The organism is Cupriavidus basilensis (assembly GCF_000876015.1).
In the GTDB taxonomy this organism is placed as follows: Bacteria; Pseudomonadota; Gammaproteobacteria; order Burkholderiales; family Burkholderiaceae; genus Cupriavidus; species Cupriavidus basilensis_B.
Genome location: NZ_BBQM01000011.1, coordinates 89,729 through 106,648 on the forward strand (window position 1 = coordinate 89,729; position 16,920 = coordinate 106,648).

Annotated in this window: 18 protein-coding genes; 4 read left to right on the forward strand and 14 right to left on the reverse strand. The window is 69.1% G+C overall.

The annotated features are described in order from the left end of the window. Window positions 1–56 precede the first annotated feature (56 nt). From KF708C_RS06695 to KF708C_RS06715, 5 genes are all read right to left on the reverse strand, one after another. The gene (locus KF708C_RS06695) at window positions 57–1,928 is read right to left on the reverse strand and encodes a S9 family peptidase (RefSeq protein ID WP_059411376.1); all 1,872 of its coding nucleotides are present in this window, start codon (window positions 1,926–1,928) and stop codon (window positions 57–59) included. Between the two features lie 40 nt (window positions 1,929–1,968). Further along, window positions 1,969–3,144, reverse strand: a complete 1,176-nt coding sequence (locus KF708C_RS06700) for an AI-2E family transporter (RefSeq protein ID WP_059411273.1) — start codon at window positions 3,142–3,144, stop codon at window positions 1,969–1,971. A 179-nt stretch (window positions 3,145–3,323) separates the two neighbouring features. After that, the gene (locus tag KF708C_RS06705; protein WP_059411274.1) at window positions 3,324–3,863 is read right to left on the reverse strand and encodes a DUF3318 domain-containing protein; all 540 of its coding nucleotides are present in this window, start codon (window positions 3,861–3,863) and stop codon (window positions 3,324–3,326) included. Further along, window positions 3,860–4,240 carry a phage holin family protein gene (locus KF708C_RS06710; RefSeq protein WP_020204615.1) on the reverse strand — a complete coding sequence of 127 codons (381 nt, stop codon included), beginning with the start codon at window positions 4,238–4,240 and terminating at the stop codon, window positions 3,860–3,862. The genes KF708C_RS06705 and KF708C_RS06710 overlap by 4 nt, the downstream gene beginning before the upstream one ends. Before the next feature lie 195 nt (window positions 4,241–4,435). Next, window positions 4,436–4,753 (reverse strand): DUF883 family protein, encoded by a 318-nt coding sequence (locus KF708C_RS06715; RefSeq protein ID WP_369796917.1) that lies wholly within the window; start codon window positions 4,751–4,753, stop codon window positions 4,436–4,438. A gap of 230 nt (window positions 4,754–4,983) precedes the next feature. Between KF708C_RS06715 and KF708C_RS06720 the strand changes: the two genes are divergently transcribed. Further along, complete coding sequence (locus tag KF708C_RS06720) at window positions 4,984–5,622, forward strand: peroxiredoxin (protein WP_020204613.1); 639 nt, start codon at window positions 4,984–4,986, stop codon at window positions 5,620–5,622. 169 nt (window positions 5,623–5,791) lie between these two features. Here the strand turns inward: KF708C_RS06720 and KF708C_RS06725 are convergent, their stop codons facing one another. After that, window positions 5,792–6,985 carry an acyl-CoA dehydrogenase gene (locus KF708C_RS06725; protein ID WP_020204612.1) on the reverse strand — a complete coding sequence of 398 codons (1,194 nt, stop codon included), beginning with the start codon at window positions 6,983–6,985 and terminating at the stop codon, window positions 5,792–5,794. A gap of 349 nt (window positions 6,986–7,334) precedes the next feature. Between KF708C_RS06725 and KF708C_RS06730 the strand changes: the two genes are divergently transcribed. Beyond that, window positions 7,335–8,138 (forward strand): IclR family transcriptional regulator, encoded by an 804-nt coding sequence (locus KF708C_RS06730; protein WP_059411377.1) that lies wholly within the window; start codon window positions 7,335–7,337, stop codon window positions 8,136–8,138. A gap of 7 nt (window positions 8,139–8,145) precedes the next feature. Here KF708C_RS06730 and kynA read toward each other — a convergent pair whose 3' ends face one another. From kynA to kynB, 3 genes are read right to left on the reverse strand one after another with little or no spacing between them, the layout of a single operon-like run. Beyond that, complete coding sequence (gene kynA / locus KF708C_RS06735; protein WP_059411275.1) at window positions 8,146–9,063, reverse strand: tryptophan 2,3-dioxygenase; 918 nt, start codon at window positions 9,061–9,063, stop codon at window positions 8,146–8,148. 13 nt (window positions 9,064–9,076) lie between these two features. Beyond that, window positions 9,077–10,333, reverse strand: a complete 1,257-nt coding sequence (kynU, locus tag KF708C_RS06740; RefSeq protein WP_059411276.1) for a kynureninase — start codon at window positions 10,331–10,333, stop codon at window positions 9,077–9,079. A gap of 42 nt (window positions 10,334–10,375) precedes the next feature. Further along, entirely contained in the window at window positions 10,376–11,038 is a 663-nt protein-coding gene (gene kynB, locus KF708C_RS06745; protein WP_059411277.1) for an arylformamidase, read from the reverse strand. Between the two features lie 171 nt (window positions 11,039–11,209). On the opposite strand from kynB, the gene KF708C_RS06750 reads away from it, so the two are divergent. Then, complete coding sequence (locus tag KF708C_RS06750) at window positions 11,210–11,692, forward strand: Lrp/AsnC family transcriptional regulator (protein ID WP_020204607.1); 483 nt, start codon at window positions 11,210–11,212, stop codon at window positions 11,690–11,692. Here KF708C_RS06750 and KF708C_RS06755 read toward each other — a convergent pair. Both KF708C_RS06755 and KF708C_RS06760 read right to left on the reverse strand, forming a co-directional pair. Next, window positions 11,670–12,209 carry a MarR family winged helix-turn-helix transcriptional regulator gene (locus KF708C_RS06755; RefSeq protein ID WP_059411278.1) on the reverse strand — a complete coding sequence of 180 codons (540 nt, stop codon included), beginning with the start codon at window positions 12,207–12,209 and terminating at the stop codon, window positions 11,670–11,672. The genes KF708C_RS06750 and KF708C_RS06755 overlap by 23 nt on opposite strands. Before the next feature lie 17 nt (window positions 12,210–12,226). Beyond that, window positions 12,227–12,781: a flavin reductase family protein gene (locus KF708C_RS06760; protein ID WP_020204605.1), complete on the reverse strand. Its 555-nt coding sequence runs from the start codon at window positions 12,779–12,781 to the stop codon at window positions 12,227–12,229. A 398-nt stretch (window positions 12,782–13,179) separates the two neighbouring features. Between KF708C_RS06760 and msrA the strand changes: the two genes are divergently transcribed. Then, entirely contained in the window at window positions 13,180–13,734 is a 555-nt protein-coding gene (gene msrA, locus KF708C_RS06765) for a peptide-methionine (S)-S-oxide reductase MsrA (protein ID WP_020204604.1), read from the forward strand. Between the two features lie 13 nt (window positions 13,735–13,747). Here the strand turns inward: msrA and KF708C_RS06770 are convergent, their stop codons facing one another. The 3 genes from KF708C_RS06770 to pdxH all read right to left on the reverse strand — a co-directional run bounded on the left by KF708C_RS06770 (window position 13,748) and on the right by pdxH (window position 16,885). Then, the gene (locus tag KF708C_RS06770; RefSeq protein WP_059411279.1) at window positions 13,748–14,791 is read right to left on the reverse strand and encodes a DUF72 domain-containing protein; all 1,044 of its coding nucleotides are present in this window, start codon (window positions 14,789–14,791) and stop codon (window positions 13,748–13,750) included. Window positions 14,792–14,799: 8 nt separating this feature from the next. Continuing rightward, the gene (locus KF708C_RS06775) at window positions 14,800–16,032 is read right to left on the reverse strand and encodes an SAM-dependent methyltransferase (protein ID WP_020204602.1); all 1,233 of its coding nucleotides are present in this window, start codon (window positions 16,030–16,032) and stop codon (window positions 14,800–14,802) included. Between the two features lie 214 nt (window positions 16,033–16,246). Continuing rightward, window positions 16,247–16,885, reverse strand: a complete 639-nt coding sequence (pdxH, locus tag KF708C_RS06780) for a pyridoxamine 5'-phosphate oxidase (protein WP_020204601.1) — start codon at window positions 16,883–16,885, stop codon at window positions 16,247–16,249. Window positions 16,886–16,920: the final 35 nt, after the last annotated feature.

Sequence of the window (16,920 nt, forward strand, 5' to 3'; positions counted from 1 at the left end):
ATGAAAAAAGGCGTGGCGGTCGCCCGCCACGCCTTCCTGCGCGCCCGCGCGCCAGATCAGGCCCGGACGTCGGCCCCGGCGAGGTGCCTGGCCAGGAACGCTTCCATCGCCTCGTAGAAGTCGAAGCGGTTTTCCTCGTTGTGGAAGCCGTGCCCTTCGTTTTCCTTGAGCAGGTAGGCCACGTCCACGCCGCGCTTGCGCAGCGCCTCCACGATCTGGTCGCTCTCGGCCTGCTTGACGCGCGGGTCGTTGGCGCCCTGGGCCACCAGCAGCGGCGTGCGGATGCGGTCGGCGAAGAACACCGGCGAGGCATCGTGCATGGCCTTGCGGTCGTTCTCGTCGTTGGGGTTGCCGATCATCTCGTAGAGCATGTCGAGCATCGGCTTCCAGTAGGCGGGAATGGTCTCGAGCAGCGTGAACAGGTTCGACACGCCCACGTAGTCGATGGCCGCGGCGTAGCGCTCGGGCGTGAAGGCCACGCCCGCGAGCACCGCATAGCCGCCATAGCTGCCGCCGTAGATGGCCACGCGGCGCGGATCGGCGATGCCCTGCGCGACGAGCCAGTCGACGCCGTCGTCGATGTCGTTCTGCATGGTCCGGCCCCATTGCTTGAAGCTGGCTTCCCAGAACTTGCGCCCGTAGCCGGTGGAGCCGCGGAAGTTGACCTGCAGCACGGCATAGCCGCGGTTGGCCAGCAACTGCACTTCGGGGTTGAAGCCCCATACGTCGCGCGTCCACGGGCCGCCGTGCGGGTTGACCACCAGCGGCAGGTTCCGCGCCTCGGCGCCCGGCGGCAGCGTCAGGTAGCCGTGCAGTTGCAGGCCGTCGCGCGAGGTGAAGCCGACCGGCTGCATCGGCGCCATGTCGGCCTCGTCGAGCCACGGCAGGATCTGGCCCAGCGACACCAGCTTGCCGGTGTTGCTGTCGTACAGGTAGCGCGTGCCGGTGGTGCGGTCGCTCGACGCGGACACGATCATGCGGGTCTCGTCGCGCGTGATGCTGGTGACGTGGTGCTCGTAGCCGGGCAGCTGGCGCTCGAGGTCGGCGTGGATCCGCTCGCTGCGCGCGTCGAAGAAATGGCGGCGCGTCTTCCAGTCGGTGTACCAGGCGGCGGTGAGCACGCGGCGGTGGCGCGAGTAGCCGAGGCCGCCGACGTCGACCTCGCCGTGCTCGAACACCAGCTTGCCTTCCTGCGCGGTGTGCGGGTCGAACTCGAAGATGGCGAGCTTGTCGCGGCCGCGGTTCGACTGCACGTAGAGCTGCGCGTCGTCGAAGGTGAAGAACAGCGGCGCGACCGTCTCGCGGAAATCCGTGGTGAGGATGGGGCGGAACGGCTCGTCCTCGGTGTCGCGGTAGAGCAGGGTGGTGTTGACGCCGTCGCTGGCGGTGGCCACGCGCAGGCGCCCGGCGTGGTCGGTGCCCCAGCTCATCACGTTGCCGGGATTCTCGGCGATCTGCACGGACTCGCCGGTCGCGACGTCCACGCGCAGCACGTCGAAGACCTGCGGGTCGCGCTTGTTGTGGGACAGCAGGATGTGGCGGTCGTCGTCCTCGAGGTCGTCCACGATCTCCGCGCGCACGCCGGGATACGGCGTCAGGTCGACCGGCTCGCCGCCGTCGACCGGCACCGACAGCACGTGGAAGTTCTCGTCGCCGCCGAAGTCCTTGATGTAGAGGATGTGGGCGTTGCCCTTCCAGGTGTGGAGGGGCAGGTCGCGCTCGGTCTCGGCGGTCAGCGGGCGCGCTTCGCCGAGCAGGTTGCCGTCGGCGTCGATGGCCTGCACGAAGACGTTCTGGCGGCCCTGGTGGCGCGCCAGGAAGGAAAGATGGCGCCCGTCCGGCGAGATCGAGAACTGGGAGCGGTCCGGCTTGCGGAACAGCTCGCGCACCGTGTAGTGCCTGGGTGTCTTTGCGTTGCTCTGGTTCAAGGCTGGCTCCTGGATGGGTTCGGGGTGGCCCGCGGCGCGCTCACTCGGCGCGTTGCGCCGCGGGCACGCGGTCGCGCGGGGCGGCCGGGGCGGATGGCGCTGATGGCGCGGCGGCCGCATCGGGCGCGGGCGGCGGTGGCTGGTCCTGGTCTTCCTGGTCCTGCGTGGCCTCGCGGCGTTCGATTTCCTCGCGCGTGGAGGTGGACAGGTCCCAGCTGGCGATGAACAGCGCGGCGATCAGCGGGCCGATGACGAAGCCGTTCAGGCCGAACAGCGCCATGCCGCCCAGCGTGGAGATCAGCACCACCCAGTCGGGCATGCGGGTGTCCTTGCCGACCAGGATCGGGCGCAGCACATTGTCCACCGTGCCGATCACCAGCACGCAGAAGCCGATCAGGACCGCGCCCTTGCCGACCTCGCCGGTGAGCAGGAAGTAGATCGCCACCGGCCCCCAGATCAGCGCCGCGCCGACCGCCGGCAGCAGCGAGAGGAAGGCCATCAGCACGCCCCACAGCAGCGAGCCCTGGATGCCGAGGAACCAGAAGATCAGCCCGCCGAGCGCGCCCTGCACGGCGGCCACCACGATGTTGCCCTTGACGGTGGCGCGCGCCACCGTGGTGAACTTGCGCAGCAGGTGCTGCTTGTGCGGCTCGCTCAGCGGAATGGCCTGCACGATGCGGCGCGAGATCTCCGCGCCGTCGCGCAGCAGGAAGAACAGCAGGTACAGCATCACGCCGAAGCTGACCACGAACTGGAACGTGTTCTGGCCGATGCTCAGCGCCTGCGTGGCGATCAGCTGGCTGCCCTGCGCGGCGCCGGCGGTGAGCTTGGCCTGCACGCCGGCGATGTCGGCCATGCCGAAGCGGTCCAGCACCCGGTTCACGGACGGCGGCAGCGCGTGCACGGCCTGCTGGAAGTAGGCGCCGAAGTTGAGCTGCCCGGTCTTGATCTGCTGGTAGACCGTGCTGACCTCCTGGGCCAGCGCGCCGGTCACGAAGATCAGCGGCAGCACCACGATCAGCAGGCACAGCGTCAGCGTGGCCAGCGCGGCGAGGTTGCGGCGCCCGCCCATGCGGCGCGTGAGCCAGTTGTTGGGCGGCGTGAAGATGATGGCGAGGATGGCGCCCCAGAACACGGCGCCGAAGAACGGCCACAGCACGAAGCAGAATGCGATCGAGACTGCGGCCAGCAGCAGGTAGAACGCCTTCTGCTGCATGTCTGCTGGTTGGGTCATGGCGCTGTCACCTTGCGTGGAAAATCCCCCGGGGGGCACGGGATTATCCCGTCCCGGCATGACAACTCGCCGGGGACGCCGGTCCGGGCGCGCCGACCGGCAGGCCGGTGGTGGCCGGGGCCGGGGCGGGTGGCTATCGGTTATCGGCGGCGGGCTGCGGACTAGCGTACCAGCGGATCGCGAAAGCCGGTGTCGGCGGCGCCGGGGGCGCCGGCCGGCCGGGTGTCGCCGGCGGTACCTTTCTGCCAGGTATCGTAGGCCCAGTAGCCGGCCGCGGCGAGGCCGCCGAGCTTGGCCAGCTTCCAGCCCCAGCGCAGCACCGGGGTCTTGCGCAGCAGGGGCAGCGCCAGGGAAATCGTGGAACTGAGGACCGGGTAGTCGCGCGCCAGGCCCAGCAGCTTGAGCAAGGAGGCGGGCTGCGCCACGCGCGGCAGCCAGTTGCCGAGGCGGCCGAAGCGCGCCGCGCTGCCGCGCACCTGGTGCAGCGCCTGGGCGCAGTCATAGCGCTCCAGCGCGGCGCGCGTGATCAGCAGTTCCTTGCGGATCGCCAGCGGCAGGCGCACTTCGCGCGAATAGCGCACCGGGCGCGGATGCGCGCGCGGCTGGCCGGCGTCGCGGGCCGCGGCGGTGTCGGCGCGCTCGTTGGCGCGCTCATCGGCGCGTTCGGCCGGTGCGTCGCTGGGGTTGGACGGCGTGCTCATCGGCGCAGGATCTCCCGGTCTTTGTCGATCTCGGCCAGGGTGGCCTCGAACAGGGGCGGGGCATGCCGCACGAGGTGGCGCGCCAGCGCCAGGCAGACCGCGCACGCGGCGAGGTAGAACAGGACCAGCGCGCCCAGCGCCTGCCAGCGGTAGGTGTCCCAGAACACGATGGCGATCAGCACGGTCAGCGTGACCAGGGACAGGCCGAAGAACACCAGCCCGAAGCAGGCCAGCAAGGCCATCTTCATCAGGCGCGATCGTTCTTCCGCGAGTTCGACGCTGGCGAGTTCGAGGCGCGTCTGCACCATCGCCACCAGCGATCCTGCCAGGCTGCGCAGGGCGTCCATGAACTTGGGAGAGGAGGTCGGGTCGCTCATGCAATTCCGGCAAGGGCGTGCAGCACGGGGCTGCACCGGTTGCGGACGGGAGCCGGGCCGGCGGAACATGCCGCCGGAGGGCGTTTGCTCCGCATGTTGCCGCGCGCTGCGCAATGCGTGGGCGCAATACGGCTAACGCGGGGCACTCGTTCCTGGCGCCGGGCCATCAGGCCCGGCGGGTCGCATGGTTCAGGATTACTTGCGGTTGAGCAGCAGGCCGACCAGCAGGCCGACGCCGGCCGCCACGCCGACGGCGCGCCACGGGTGATCGTGCACGTAGTCGTCGGTGGCGCGCGCGGCCGCCTTGCTCTTGGTGACGACGGCGTCCTGGAGGTCCTGCGCCTTTTCCTTGGCCTGCTTCAGCAGGCCCATGCCGCGCTCGCGCAGTTCGGCAGCTTTCTCGCCGGTGGTCGAGGCCGCTTGCTTAAGCAGTTCTTCGGCATCGGACAAAACGGTCTTGACATCGCTCATCAGTTTCTCCTGTTTGCGGGCGGTGGTTTCGGATTGTGACATTTTGCCTTCCTCGCACGGTGTCGGGCAGCCTTCTCGCCCTCTTTCTTAGCATATGCGGGGAGCCGCCGTGGTTTCAACACCACGGGTCCGACAAGTTATGTAGGACGCTGACTTGAGACAAAAGTCCTTAAGATGAAAAGGTGATTTTGTAGTGACTTTATATTTGTTTGGGTTGGATCGCAATCGGACTAAACTGGTTCAACCCCAATTTCTCGCGGAAGGAGACAGAGATGGCACTACGTCTAGGCGATATTGCGCCGGATTTCGAGCAGGACTCCAGCGACGGCCCGATCCGCTTCCATGAATGGCTGGGCGACAGCTGGGGCGTGCTGTTCTCGCATCCGGCGGACTTCACGCCGGTCTGCACCACCGAGCTGGGGCTGACCGCCAAGCTCAAGGGCGATTTCGCCAAGCGCAACGTCAAGGTCATCGCGCTGTCGGTCGACCCGGTCGAATCGCATCGCGAGTGGATCAAGGACATCAACGAAACGCAGGGCACCACGGTCAACTTCCCCATCATCGCCGATGGCGACCGCAAGGTCTCGCAGCTCTACGACATGATCCATCCCAACGCGAACGAGACCCTGACGGTGCGTTCGCTGTTCGTGATCGACCCGAAGAAGAAGGTGCGCCTCATCATCACCTACCCGGCCAGCACCGGGCGCAATTTCAACGAGATCCTGCGCGTGATCGACTCGCTGCAGCTCACCGACAACCACAGCGTCGCCACGCCGGGCAACTGGCAGGACGGCGAGGACGTGGTGATCGTGCCTTCGCTGAAGGACGAGGAAGTGATCAAGCAGAAATTCCCGAAGGGCTACAAGGCCGTGCGGCCTTACCTTCGCCTGACGCCGCAGCCCAATCGCTAGGGGCCCGGCGGCAGGCCGGCCGGGCGCGTGGCGCCGGCCGGCGTGTCACGGTGTTGTAACACGATGGGCTCGCCCGTCGTCTCTCCTTGGTAGTGTGCTTGGCCCGGCTTCGCAGCCGGGCCTTTTTGCTTCTTGCCCTTGGATTTCGGAGGCGGGGCGGGCGCAGGCTTCAGTAGAAGGCCTGGATGCCGGTCTGGGCGCGGCCCAGGATCAGCGCGTGGATGTCGTGGGTGCCTTCGTAGGTGTTGACCACTTCGAGGTTGACCACGTGGCGGATCACGCCGAACTCGTCCGAGATGCCGTTGCCGCCGAGCATGTCGCGCGCCACGCGGGCGATGTCGAGCGACTTGCCGCACGAATTGCGCTTCATGATCGAGGTGATTTCCACCGCGGCGGTGCCTTCGTCCTTCATGCGGCCCAGGCGCAGGCAGCCTTGCAGGCCCAGCGTGATCTCGGTCTGCATGTCGGCCAGCTTCTTCTGCACGAGCTGGTTGGCGGCCAGCGGGCGGCCGAACTGCTGGCGGTCCAGCGTGTACTGGCGCGCGGTGTGCCAGCAGAACTCGGCGGCGCCCAGCGCCCCCCAGGCGATGCCGTAGCGGGCCGAGTTCAGGCAGGTGAACGGACCCTTGAGGCCGGACACGCCGGGCATCAGGTTGTCTTCCGGCACGAACACCTGGTCCATGACGATCTCGCCGGTGATCGAGGTGCGCAGGCCGACCTTGCCGTGGATCGCGGGCGCCGACAGGCCCTTCCAGCCCTTTTCCAGGATGAAGCCGCGGATGGCTTCCTTGCCGTCGTCGCCGGCCAGCTTGCCCCACACCACGAACACGTCGGCGATCGGCGAGTTGGTGATCCACATCTTGGCGCCGCTCAGTTCATAGCCGCCCGCCACCTTCCTGGCGCGCGTGACCATCGAGCCCGGGTCCGAGCCGTGGTTCGGCTCGGTCAGGCCGAAGCAGCCGATCCACTCGCCGGTGGCGAGCTTGGGCAGGTACTTCTGCTTCTGCGCTTCGCTGCCGAATTCGTAGATCGGCACCATCACCAGCGAGGACTGCACGCTCATCATCGAGCGGTAGCCCGAATCCACCCGTTCCACTTCGCGCGCGATCAGGCCGTAGGACACGTAGTTCAGTCCCGGGCCGCCGTATTGCTCGGGAATGGTCGGGCCCAGCAGGCCGAGCTCGCCCATTTCGCGGAAGATCTCGACGTCGGTCTTCTCGTTGCGGAACGATTGCAGCACGCGCGGCGCGAGCTTGTCCTGGCAATAGGCCTGGGCGGCGTCGCGCACCATGCGCTCGTCGTCGCTCAGTTGCTGGTCCAGCAGCAGCGGGTCGGCCCAGTTGAATTCGGCGTTGGCAGCCATGTAGGTCTCCTTCGGTAGTGCAGTGCGTTGTGCGGGTTCGTGCAGGGGTTTGCGGGCGCCGGCGGGATGGCGCGGCGGATCGGGCCGGGCGGTCTCGCGGGTGGCCTGGGGTCAGCAGGCCTCAACAAAAGCATCGGCGCATTCCGCGGTCTGCGGTGACTTTCGTGACTTTCGCCGCGACTTTGTAGTTCCGCATTGCGGAACTTTGTTCCGATGATGTAGTATAGCGCAATGCGCGGTCCGTGCAATAGCCGGAATCGGCATGACCGTGGCGGCCCCTTCCGTTGCGGCCGCGGCACCTTCCCATTCCACCAGCCGGAGCGCTCTCTTGGCCACCGAACCGCAAGCCTTGCCCGCCACGCAGCAGGCGGATGCCGCCGGCCTCGCGCCGCGCGAGAGCGATCCCAACTTCGTCGCCGCGCTGGCGCGCGGCCTGGAGCTGCTGCGCTGTTTCCGCACCGGCGAAGCGATGCTGGGCAACCAGGACTTCGTGCGCCGCACCGGTTTTCCCAAGGCGACCGTGAGCCGGCTGGCCGGCACGCTGGTGCAGCTCGGCTACCTGCGCTACGACGACAGCCTGGGCAAGTACGCGCTCGACGCCGGCGTGCTGGCGCTCGGTTATGCGTACCTGTCGGCGTCCGGCGTGGTGGCGCTGGCGCGGCCGCACATGCTGGCGTTCGCGCAGTCCTACGGGGTCTCGGTCTCGCTCGGCAAGCGCGAGCGCATGGAGGTGATCTACCTGGAGTCGATCCGCAACGATGCCGGCGTGATGCTCGGGCTGGGCGTGGGCTCGCGCCTGTCGCTGGTGTCGAGCTCGATGGGGCGCGCCTACCTGGCGGCGCTGCCGGCGGCGCGGCGCGAGCGCGTGCTGGCGGAATTCGCGCAGGCCTTCCCCGAGCAATGGAAGACGCAGGAAGGGCCGACGCGCGCGGCACTGGCGCAGGCCGCCGGGCAGGGCTACGCGGCCTCGTTCCGCGACTGGCACCCGGCCATCCACGCCTGCGCGGTGGCGTTCCGGCCGGTGGGGGAGAAGGAGCTGCACATGCTGAGCTGCAGCGCCTCCTACGGTTCCGTGGAAGAGGCCGTGTTCCACGACAAGCTGGCGCCGGCCCTGCGCGCGCTGGCCGCGCGGCTGTCGGACCCGGCGCCCTGAGCGCGCGTCAGAGGTCGGTGCGCAGCTTCCACAGCTCGGGGAACAGCACCACGTCGAGCATCTTGCGCAGGTAGCTCACGCCCTCGGTGCCGCCGGTGCCGCGCTTGAAGCCGATCACGCGCTCCACCGTGGTGACATGGCGGAAGCGCCATTGGCGGAACGCATCTTCCAGGTCGACGAACTTCTCGCCCAGCTCGTACAGTTCCCAGTGCGCGCCGGGCTGGCGGTAGACCTCCAGCCACGCCGCCTCCACCGAGGCGTTCTCGCCGGCCGGGCGGGTCCAGTCGCGCTCGATGCAGCCCGCGTCGATGGCGAAGCCGCGCCGCGCCATCAGGCGGATCGCCTCGTCGTACAGCGACGGCGTGCGCAGCGCCGCCTCCACCAGCGCGAGGTGCTCGGGCCGGTGCGCATGCGGGCGCAGCATGGCGGCGTTCTTGTTGCCGAGGATGAACTCGATCTCGCGGTACTGGTAGGACTGGAAACCCGACGACATGCCGAGATACGGGCGCATCGCCGAGTATTCCGGCGGCGTCATGGTGGCCAGCACGTTCCACGCCTGCACCAGCTGCTCCATGATGCGCGACACGCGCGTGAGCATCTTGAAGGCCGGCGGCAACTGGTCGGTGCGCACGCACTCGCGCGCCGCGCGCAGCTCGTGCAGCGCCAGCTTCATCCACAGCTCGCTGGTCTGGTGCTGCACGATGAACAGCATCTCGTTGTGCTCGGGCGAGAGCGGATGCTGGGCGGTGAGGATCTGGTCCAGCGCCAGGTAGTCGCCGTAGCTCATGTCCCCGGCGAAGTCCATCTGCGCATCGTGCCAGGCGGCCTCGCCGCCCGCCGCCGCGGCATTCGTGGCGTTCGTGGCGTTGGCGGCGTTCGTGGCATCGCCAGGCCCCGACATCGGGCATCCCTTGTTGGCGCTCATGTCGCTCTCCTCCTCAAGTCACCAGGCCGCGCGCCTGGTGACGGGCTTCCTTGTAGCTGCCGCTGTCGAGCACGTCGCGCAGCACCTCCACCGCGTCCCACACGTCGGCGAAGCCGATGTACAGCGGCGTGAAGCCGAAGCGCGCGATGCGCGGCTCGCGGTAGTCGCCGATCACGCCGCGCTCGATCAGCGCCTGCACCAGCGCGAAGCCGTCGGGATGGGCGAAGCTGACGTGGCTGCCGCGGCGCGCGTGCGCGCGCGGCGTGGCCAGCTCGAGCGGATGGTGGCCGCAGCGCTGCTCGACCAGCGCGATGAACAGGTCGGTCAGCAGCAGCGACTTGGCGCGCAGCGCCTGCATGTCGGTCCGGGCGAAGAGATCCAGGCCACATTCGACCATCGCCAGCGAAGTCACCGGCTGGGTGCCGCACAGAAAGCGGCCCACGCCCGCGCGCGGGCGGTAGCCCGGCTCCATCGCGAACGGCGCGGCGTGGCCCCACCAGCCCGACAGCGGCTGCCAGAACGCATCGCGCAGCGCCGGCGCGACCCACAGGAAGGCCGGCGAGCCGGGGCCGCCGTTGAGGTATTTGTAGGTGCAGCCCACCGCGTAGTCCGCGCCCGACGCCGTCAGCGTCACCGGCACCGCGCCGGCCGAATGGGCCAGGTCCCACACCGTGAGCGCGCCGCGCGCGTGCGCCATCGCGGTCACGGCGGCCATGTCCAGCATCTCGCCGCTCTTGTAGTTCACGTGGGTCAGCATCAGCACCGCGGTGTCGGCGCCGACCGCGGCGTCGATCTCCTGCGGCGCGTCGACCAGGCGCAGCGAATAGCCTTGCTGCAGCAGGTCGGCCAGGCCCTGCGCGATGTACAGATCGGTGGGGAAGTTGCTGGCTTCCGAGACGATGACCTTGCGCCGCGGGTCGCGCGCCTGCTGCACGCGCAGCGCCGCGGCCAGGACCTTGAACAGGTTGATCGAGGTGGTGTCCGTCACCACCACTTCGTCTTCGCCGGCGCCGATCAGCGGCGCGAGCTTGTTGCCCAGGCGCTGCGGCAGGTCGAACCAGCCGGCGGTGTTCCAGCTGCGGATCAGGCCATGCCCCCATTCCTCGCTCACCACCTCGGCGGCACGCGCGGCGGCGCTGCGCGGGCGCGCGCCCAGCGAGTTGCCGTCGAGATAGATCACGCCTTCGGGCAGCGCGAACTGGTCGCGCAGCGGGCGCAGCGGGTCCTGCCGGTCGAGTGCGAGGCATTGCTCGCGGCTTGGTGCGGTCATGGGAGCTTCCTGGAGAAAAAACGGATTCGGTGGGCCTGCGCGTCAGGCCAGGCTGCGCAGCACGGCGCGCACCGGGCTGGCGTCGAGCCCGGCCAGGCGCAGCGGCAGCGCGATCAGTTCGTAGTCGCCGGCGGCGACGGCGTCGAGCACCAGCCCTTCGAGGATGGCCAGCCGGTGCCGGCGCACCATGCGGTGCGCCTCCATCGTCTTGGATTCCTGCGGGTCCAGCGAGGGCGTGTCGATGCCGACCAGCATCACGCCGTGGGCGGCCAGCAGCGCGATGGTCGCGGGCGCCACCGCGCAGAACGCCGGGTCCCACCGCGCCAGCGGCGCGGCCTGGTAGGTGCGCAGCAGCACGCGCGGCGGCGTGCCGGCCAGCGCGTGTTCGACGTGGCGCGGCTCGACCAGCGGCGCGGCGCCCAGGCAATGGATCACGCGGCACGGGCCGAGGTAGGGCGCGAGGTCGACCGCGCCGATGGGCGCGCCGTCGGCGGCGTAGTGCAGCGGCGCGTCGGCATGCGCGCCGGTGTGCGGCGACAACGTGATGCGGCCCACGTTGACCGGGCAGTGCGCGTCCATCTGCCACGCGCGCTCCTGCCGGAACGGCGTGTCGCCGGGCCACACGGGGGTGTCGGGCGACAGCGGCGGGCTGATGTCCCAGAGCTGGCGCTCGGGCGTGGCGGTGGCGGCGGGGCGGTTCGTCATTGGCGGGGCGGGCGAGTGGCGCCGGGGTCCGGCGTTCCTTGGCTCGGCGAGGAGCGGATGACGGCATGATAGTCAATATCCCAGGCAAGAGGCTTGCTAAATACCCCGGGTATCGACCTCGGATTCGCATAGAATTTCACCGAATACGAGAATGTGGAAAGAATCTGCGAAATGAACCTGGACCCTACCGATCTGCGCATCCTGGCCTGCCTCCAGGAGAACGGGCGCATCAGCAACCAGGACCTGGCCGACCGCGTGGCGCTGTCGCCGTCGGCGTGCCTGCGCCGCGTGCGGCTGCTGGAGGAAAGCGGCGTGATCGGCGGCTACCGCGCGTGGTTCGACGCCGAGCAGCTCGGGCTGGAGATCGAGGCCATCGTGCAGGTGTCGATGCGGCACGACGTGGAGGGCTGGCACGATACCTTCAACGCGGCGGTGCAGGCGTGGCCCGAGGTGGTGTCGGCCTACATCATCACCGGCGACAGCAACTACATCCTCAAGGTGCAGGCGCGCAACCTCAAGCACTACTCGGATTTCATCGTCAACCGGCTGTACCGCACGCCGGGCGTGATGGACATCCGCTCCAACATCGTGCTGCAGAAGATCAAGACCGACGGTTCGCCGCTGGCGGTGATCAAGGGCGCGCCGGGCGCTTGAGCGTTGCCTGCGCGCCGCGTGCGCGTTGTCTGGGCGCCGCCTCGCGCGGCGCGTGCAGCGCGATCAGGCGGCGCAGCGCGTCCTTGAGCTGGTCGGCCTGCGCCGGGCCGAAATCGTCGAGCATCCGGCGCTCGTGCCGCGCCGCCTGCGCGAGCAGGGCGCGCGCGCAGGCCCGGCCGCGCGCGGTGATGGAAACCAGCGCGTGGCGGCGGTCGCGCGCGCCGTTGCGGCGCGCGACCAGCCCGCCGGCCTCCATGCGGCCGATCAGCTTGGTCAGGGTGGGCTGCTTGGCGAGGGTGAGATCGGCCAGCGCGCCGATGGTGCATTCGGGCCGGTCGGCCAGCGCGGCCAGCACGCGCCATGCGGGGATCGAGAGGCCGGCGGCCTCCACCTGCCGGTGGAACTCGTCCGCCATCAGGTGGCTCGCGCGCGCCAGCAGGTAGGGCAGGTAGCCGTCGACGAAGGCGCCCGCCGGCGGTGGCGGCGGTGGCGGCGGAGATGGCTGCGGTTGCGTCATGGCGCGCGCCCGGCGCCTCAGTCGGCGAGCGGGCGGGTGGTGCCGAAACGGCCGTCGTGGAACACCAGCGGGCCGCCGGCGAGGCCGTGCACGCCGCAGCGCTCGACCTCGCCCACGAAGATCACGTGGTCGCCTTCGTCGTAGCGGCTGCGGTTGTGGCATTCGAACCAGGCCAGCGCATCGGCCAGGATCGGCAGGCCGGTCTCGGACAGGCGGTAGTCCACGCCGGCGAAGCGGTCGCCCTTGAGCGTGGCGAAGCGCTGGCACAGGTCCAGCTGCGAGTCCGACAGCACATTGATGATGTAGTGCGAGCCGTCGCGGAACATCGGCAGGCTGTTGGCGCGCGTGGCCATGCTCCACAGCACCAGCGGCGGATCGAGCGAGACCGAGTTGAACGAACTGGCGGTGATGCCGACGAACGGCGCGCCCGGCGGCGAGCCGGGGCCCGCGCGCGTGGTGATGACCGTCACGCCGGTGGCGAACTGGGACAGCGTGCGCCGGAAGTGCAGCGTGTCGAAATCGGGAGAGGCAGCCTTGCCGACGGTGCGCGGCGTGGCTTCAGGCATGCCCATAGCGCGGGCTCCACTTGAATCCATGAAATTTCATATATTATTTGCGCCGGCGACGAGAAGCACAAGTACAAGCTAAGGCGTCCGGCGCGGCGCATCGGTGGGCTGGCGCACCAAGGCGGCGGCGTGCCCCCGGACCCGGCGCCCTGCCGGCCGGACAGGCCGTGGGGATTGTAGCGGAGTCCCAATCCCGACCCGCCAGTGTGGCGTTGTCCGGGCCGGCGCCGCTGCCTAGCCGGGAACACGGACACATGACGGGAAACGCATGACCGCGGCCACGCTCCGCATGCGTCCCGGCGGGGACGGCCTGCCGCCATGCCGCCGCGGGCGCGCCGGGGCGGCATGAGATGCGCCGAACGAGTATGCTAGTTGAATCCACCGTCGGAGCCGGAGAGAACAAGATGGAAAAAGAGTTGGAAAGCGAGCGCGAGGTCGCCACCCTGGGCGGCGGCTGCTTCTGGTGTCTGGAAGCGGTCTACCAGCAGGTCAGGGGCGTGCGGGCGGTGGAATCGGGCTATACCGGCGGCCACGTGAACCATCCGACTTACGAGCAGGTCTGCGACGGCGACACCGGCCACGCCGAAGTGGTGCGCGTGACGTTCGACCCCTCGGTGATCAAGTACCGCGAGATCCTGGAGATCTTCTTCGCCATCCACGACCCGACCACGCTCAACCGGCAGGGCAACGACGTCGGCCCGCAGTACCGCTCGGTGATCTTCACCCATTCGGAGCCGCAGCGCGCGACGGCCGAGTACGTGATGCGCGAAGTGACCGCGCAAAAGCTGTATGACGCCCCGCTGGTGACGCAGATCGAGCCGGGCCAGCCGTACTGGCGCGCCGAGGAAGGCCACCAGAACTACTACCAGACCCATCCGACCCAGGGCTATTGCTCGTTCGTGATCTCGCCCAAGCTGGCCAAGTTCCGGCAGAAGTTCGCGCACCTGCTGGTGCGCTGATCCGCCGGCGCGCTCAGTCGCGCGCCAGCCGCTCGGCGATGGCCTCGGCCAGCCGCACGCAGCTCAGCGGCGCGCAGCCCTCGGCCTTGTTGCTCACGATCACGTAGGCGGGCTGGCCCGCGCGCAGCGTGCGGACCACCTGTTCGGCGATCACCGCGCGCGTGTGCGGGTCCTCGTCCAGCAGTCGGTCGAACGGCGCGTAGCGCGATTCGGCCTGCTCGTAGGCGAAGCCCGCATGCAGCATCCAGCGCAGCACCAGCGGCCCCGGCATGCCTTCGTCCATCAGTGCCTGCGCCGGCAACTGGCGCTCGGCCGGCGGCATGCGCTCGCGCGCCGACAGGCAGAAGCGCACGCCATGCGCGCGCAGCAGCTTGATGAAGCGCGGCGTGAGCAGGGATGCGTCGCGCAGCTCCACCGCGTAGCACGCATGCGGATTGGCGCCGGCATCGAGCGCGGGCAGCGCGCCGAGGAAGGCGTCGAGCCGCGCCAGGAAGCCGGCGCCGTCCGCGGCCATCGCGCCCAGCGGCGAAAGCTGGAACAGCAGCGGGCCGCATTTCTCGCCGAGCCCCGCGGTGGCCGGGCCGATGAAGTCGCGCGCGGCGATCTCCGCGTTCAGGAAGCTGGCGTTGGCCAGCCGGCCCGCGCCCTCGGCGGTGCGCAGCCACGGATCGCAGATGCTGGCGGGCGCCTTGGTCAGGAAGCGGAAATGCGCGGGCACCTGGGCCGCGTAGGCAACGTAGTCGGCCAGCGGGATCGGCGCGTAGAAGCCGCGGTCGATGCCGGCTGCGCGCAGCAGCGGATGCTGCGAATAGGCGGCCAGGCCCTTGCGCGAGAGCAGGCTGTCGCTGTATTCGCCCTGGTAGACCAGGCCGTTCCAGCCGCCGTAGGACCACGACGAGGTACCGAGATGCAGGCCGGCGGGAAGGCGTTCGGCCAGCGCGAGGAGGGCGGGATCGGGCGGCGGCGCCTGCACGCTTTTTCCGCGTGCGGGGCGCGCCGCCGGCGCGGCGGCCGGCACGGGTGTTTCCGGCAGGCCGCCGAACAGGTCTTCAGTCAAGCGGGTTTTCAGTCCAGCGGTTTGTCGTAGATGTAGCGGCGCGACCAGGGCAGGCTCTGCGAGGGCAGGCCGGCCTTGTGGCAGACCACCTGGTAGATCGACATCTGGTCGGTATCGAAGGCGTGCGCGCAGCCCGCCAGGTAGACGCGCCAGATGCGGTATTTCTTCTCGCCCACCATCGCGCGGATGGTATCACCCTGCGCCTCGAAGTTGTCCGCCCAGTGGTGCAGCGTGCGGTTGTAGTGGTTGCGCATCAGCTCCACGTCGGTGGCTTCCAGGCCGCCGCGCTGGAGCGTGTTGAGCACCATGCCGATGTGCGGCAGCTCGCCCTGCGGGAACACGTAGCGGTCCATGAATTCGGAGCCGTCCATCGGCGTGGCGCCGCTCTCGGGATCGGGCGAGGTGATGCCGTGGTTCATGGCGAAGCCGTCGTCGGCCAGCAGCTCGCGCATGCGCTTGAAGTAGCCGGGCAGGTTGTCCTTGCCGACGTGCTCGAACATGCCGACGCTGGTGATGCGGTCGAACGTGCCGGCGGTGTCGCGGTAGTCCTGCAGGCGGATCTCGATGCGGTCCGACAAGCCCGCCTGCCTGACGCGCTCGGTGGCCAGGTCGAACTGGTTCTGCGACAGCGTGATGCCCACGCAGCGCGCGCCGAACTTCTGCGCCGCGCGCAGCACCAGCGCGCCCCAGCCGCAGCCGATGTCGAGCAGGGTCTGGCCGGGCTGCAGGCGGATCTTGGTCAGGATGTGGTCGATCTTCTTGCGCTGCGCGGTGGCGAGGTCCTCGTCGCCGTTTTCGAAGTAGGCGCAGGAATAGACCATCGCCGGATCGAGCCAGAGCGCGTAGAACGCGTTGGAGACGTCGTAGTGGTACTGGATCGAGGCCTTGTCGGCGGCCTTGGTGTGGGCGAAGTGCTGCGCCACGCGGGCCAGCGCGCCGCCGGCCTGCGCGCTGGCGGCGGCGGAGAAGCGGTAGGCCACGGCGATGATGTCGCTGAGCTTGCCGTCCAGGTCGATCTTCTCCTGCACGTAGGCTTCGCCGAGGTTGTCGAGGCTCGGCGTGAGCAGCAGCGGCAGCGCGCCCGCCTCGCGGACCGTCAGCGTGACCGCGGGCTGCTCGAAACGGCCGAGCGGATACTCGTTGCCGTTCCATAATCGCAGCTTGACCGGGAGGTTGGCTCGCTCGCGCAGATCGGCGATCCAGTGATCCAGTTGCTTGTCCAGTGCTTGCTTGAAAAACATGCGGCCTCCCAAATTGGCGGTTGCGGCACACTCCTCGAACCTCAGCAGCGGGCAGGCTGGGCCTGCACACGATGGCGTCTTCCTCGCGGAAGTGCCGATGACTCACTTTACGACAATTCCCAATTTTGTGCAGTGCGCGGCCCCGATGCGCGCGGGGCCGCGGCCGCCTGGCCGCCCGGACAATTCAGCCGCTATTCAGCCGCCGTTCAACGGCTCACGGCGACAGCCGCACGATCTGCCACGCGCCGTCCGCCTGCAGCCGGTAGGCGATGCGGTCGTGCAGGCGCGACGGCCGGCCCTGCCAGAATTCGATGCGCGACGGCACCAGGCGATAGCCGCCCCAGTGGGCCGGCCGCGGCGGGTTGTCGCCGAACCTGGCACGGAAATCCGCCTCGCGCTGCTCCAGCACCGCGCGGTCCGCGACCTCGCGGCTCTGCTCCGACGCCCACGCGCCCAGGCGCGAGCCGAGCGGGCGCGAGGCGTAATAGGCATCGCTCTCGGCATCGCTGACCTTTTCCACGGTGCCTTCCACGCGCACCTGGCGCTCGAGCTGCACCCAGTGGAACAGCAGCGCCGCGCGCGGGTTGCCGGCCATGTCCAGGCCCTTGCGGCTTTCGTAGTTGGTGAAGAAGGTGAAGCCGCTGGCGTCCATGCCCTTGAGCAGCACGATGCGCGCGGACGGCTGGCCGTCGGTGTCGACGGTGGCCAGCGTCATCGCGTTGGGCTCGGGCAGCTTGGCATGGATGGCTTCGTCGAACCAGCGCTGGAACTGGCTGATGGGATCGGTCGCCACGTCGGACTCGGAGAGCGAGCCGAGCACGTAGGTGCGGCGGAGGTCGGCAAGTTGGGTCATGTCGGATCAGGTATCAAGTCTGCGTGCCGCGCCGG

What these genes read in the sequence shown, in the direction of transcription:
- KF708C_RS06700 (WP_059411273.1), bottom strand. Translation starts at nt 3,144, where the DNA reads ATGCAGCAGAAGGCGTTCTACCTGCTGCTGGCCGCAGTCTCGATCGCA.
- KF708C_RS06705 (WP_059411274.1), bottom strand. Translation starts at nt 3,863, where the DNA reads ATGAGCACGCCGTCCAACCCCAGCGACGCACCGGCCGAACGCGCCGAT.
- KF708C_RS06710 (WP_020204615.1), bottom strand. Translation starts at nt 4,240, where the DNA reads ATGAGCGACCCGACCTCCTCTCCCAAGTTCATGGACGCCCTGCGCAGC.
- KF708C_RS06715 (WP_369796917.1), bottom strand. Translation starts at nt 4,753, where the DNA reads ATGTCACAATCCGAAACCACCGCCCGCAAACAGGAGAAACTGATGAGC.
- KF708C_RS06720 (WP_020204613.1), top strand. Translation starts at nt 4,984, where the DNA reads ATGGCACTACGTCTAGGCGATATTGCGCCGGATTTCGAGCAGGACTCC.
- KF708C_RS06725 (WP_020204612.1), bottom strand. Translation starts at nt 6,985, where the DNA reads ATGGCTGCCAACGCCGAATTCAACTGGGCCGACCCGCTGCTGCTGGAC.
- kynA (WP_059411275.1), bottom strand. Translation starts at nt 9,063, where the DNA reads ATGAGCGCCAACAAGGGATGCCCGATGTCGGGGCCTGGCGATGCCACG.
- kynU (WP_059411276.1), bottom strand. Translation starts at nt 10,333, where the DNA reads ATGACCGCACCAAGCCGCGAGCAATGCCTCGCACTCGACCGGCAGGAC.
- kynB (WP_059411277.1), bottom strand. Translation starts at nt 11,038, where the DNA reads ATGACGAACCGCCCCGCCGCCACCGCCACGCCCGAGCGCCAGCTCTGG.
- KF708C_RS06750 (WP_020204607.1), top strand. Translation starts at nt 11,210, where the DNA reads ATGAACCTGGACCCTACCGATCTGCGCATCCTGGCCTGCCTCCAGGAG.
- KF708C_RS06755 (WP_059411278.1), bottom strand. Translation starts at nt 12,209, where the DNA reads ATGACGCAACCGCAGCCATCTCCGCCGCCACCGCCGCCACCGCCGGCG.
- KF708C_RS06760 (WP_020204605.1), bottom strand. Translation starts at nt 12,781, where the DNA reads ATGGGCATGCCTGAAGCCACGCCGCGCACCGTCGGCAAGGCTGCCTCT.
- msrA (WP_020204604.1), top strand. Translation starts at nt 13,180, where the DNA reads ATGGAAAAAGAGTTGGAAAGCGAGCGCGAGGTCGCCACCCTGGGCGGC.
- KF708C_RS06775 (WP_020204602.1), bottom strand. Translation starts at nt 16,032, where the DNA reads ATGTTTTTCAAGCAAGCACTGGACAAGCAACTGGATCACTGGATCGCC.
- pdxH (WP_020204601.1), bottom strand. Translation starts at nt 16,885, where the DNA reads ATGACCCAACTTGCCGACCTCCGCCGCACCTACGTGCTCGGCTCGCTC.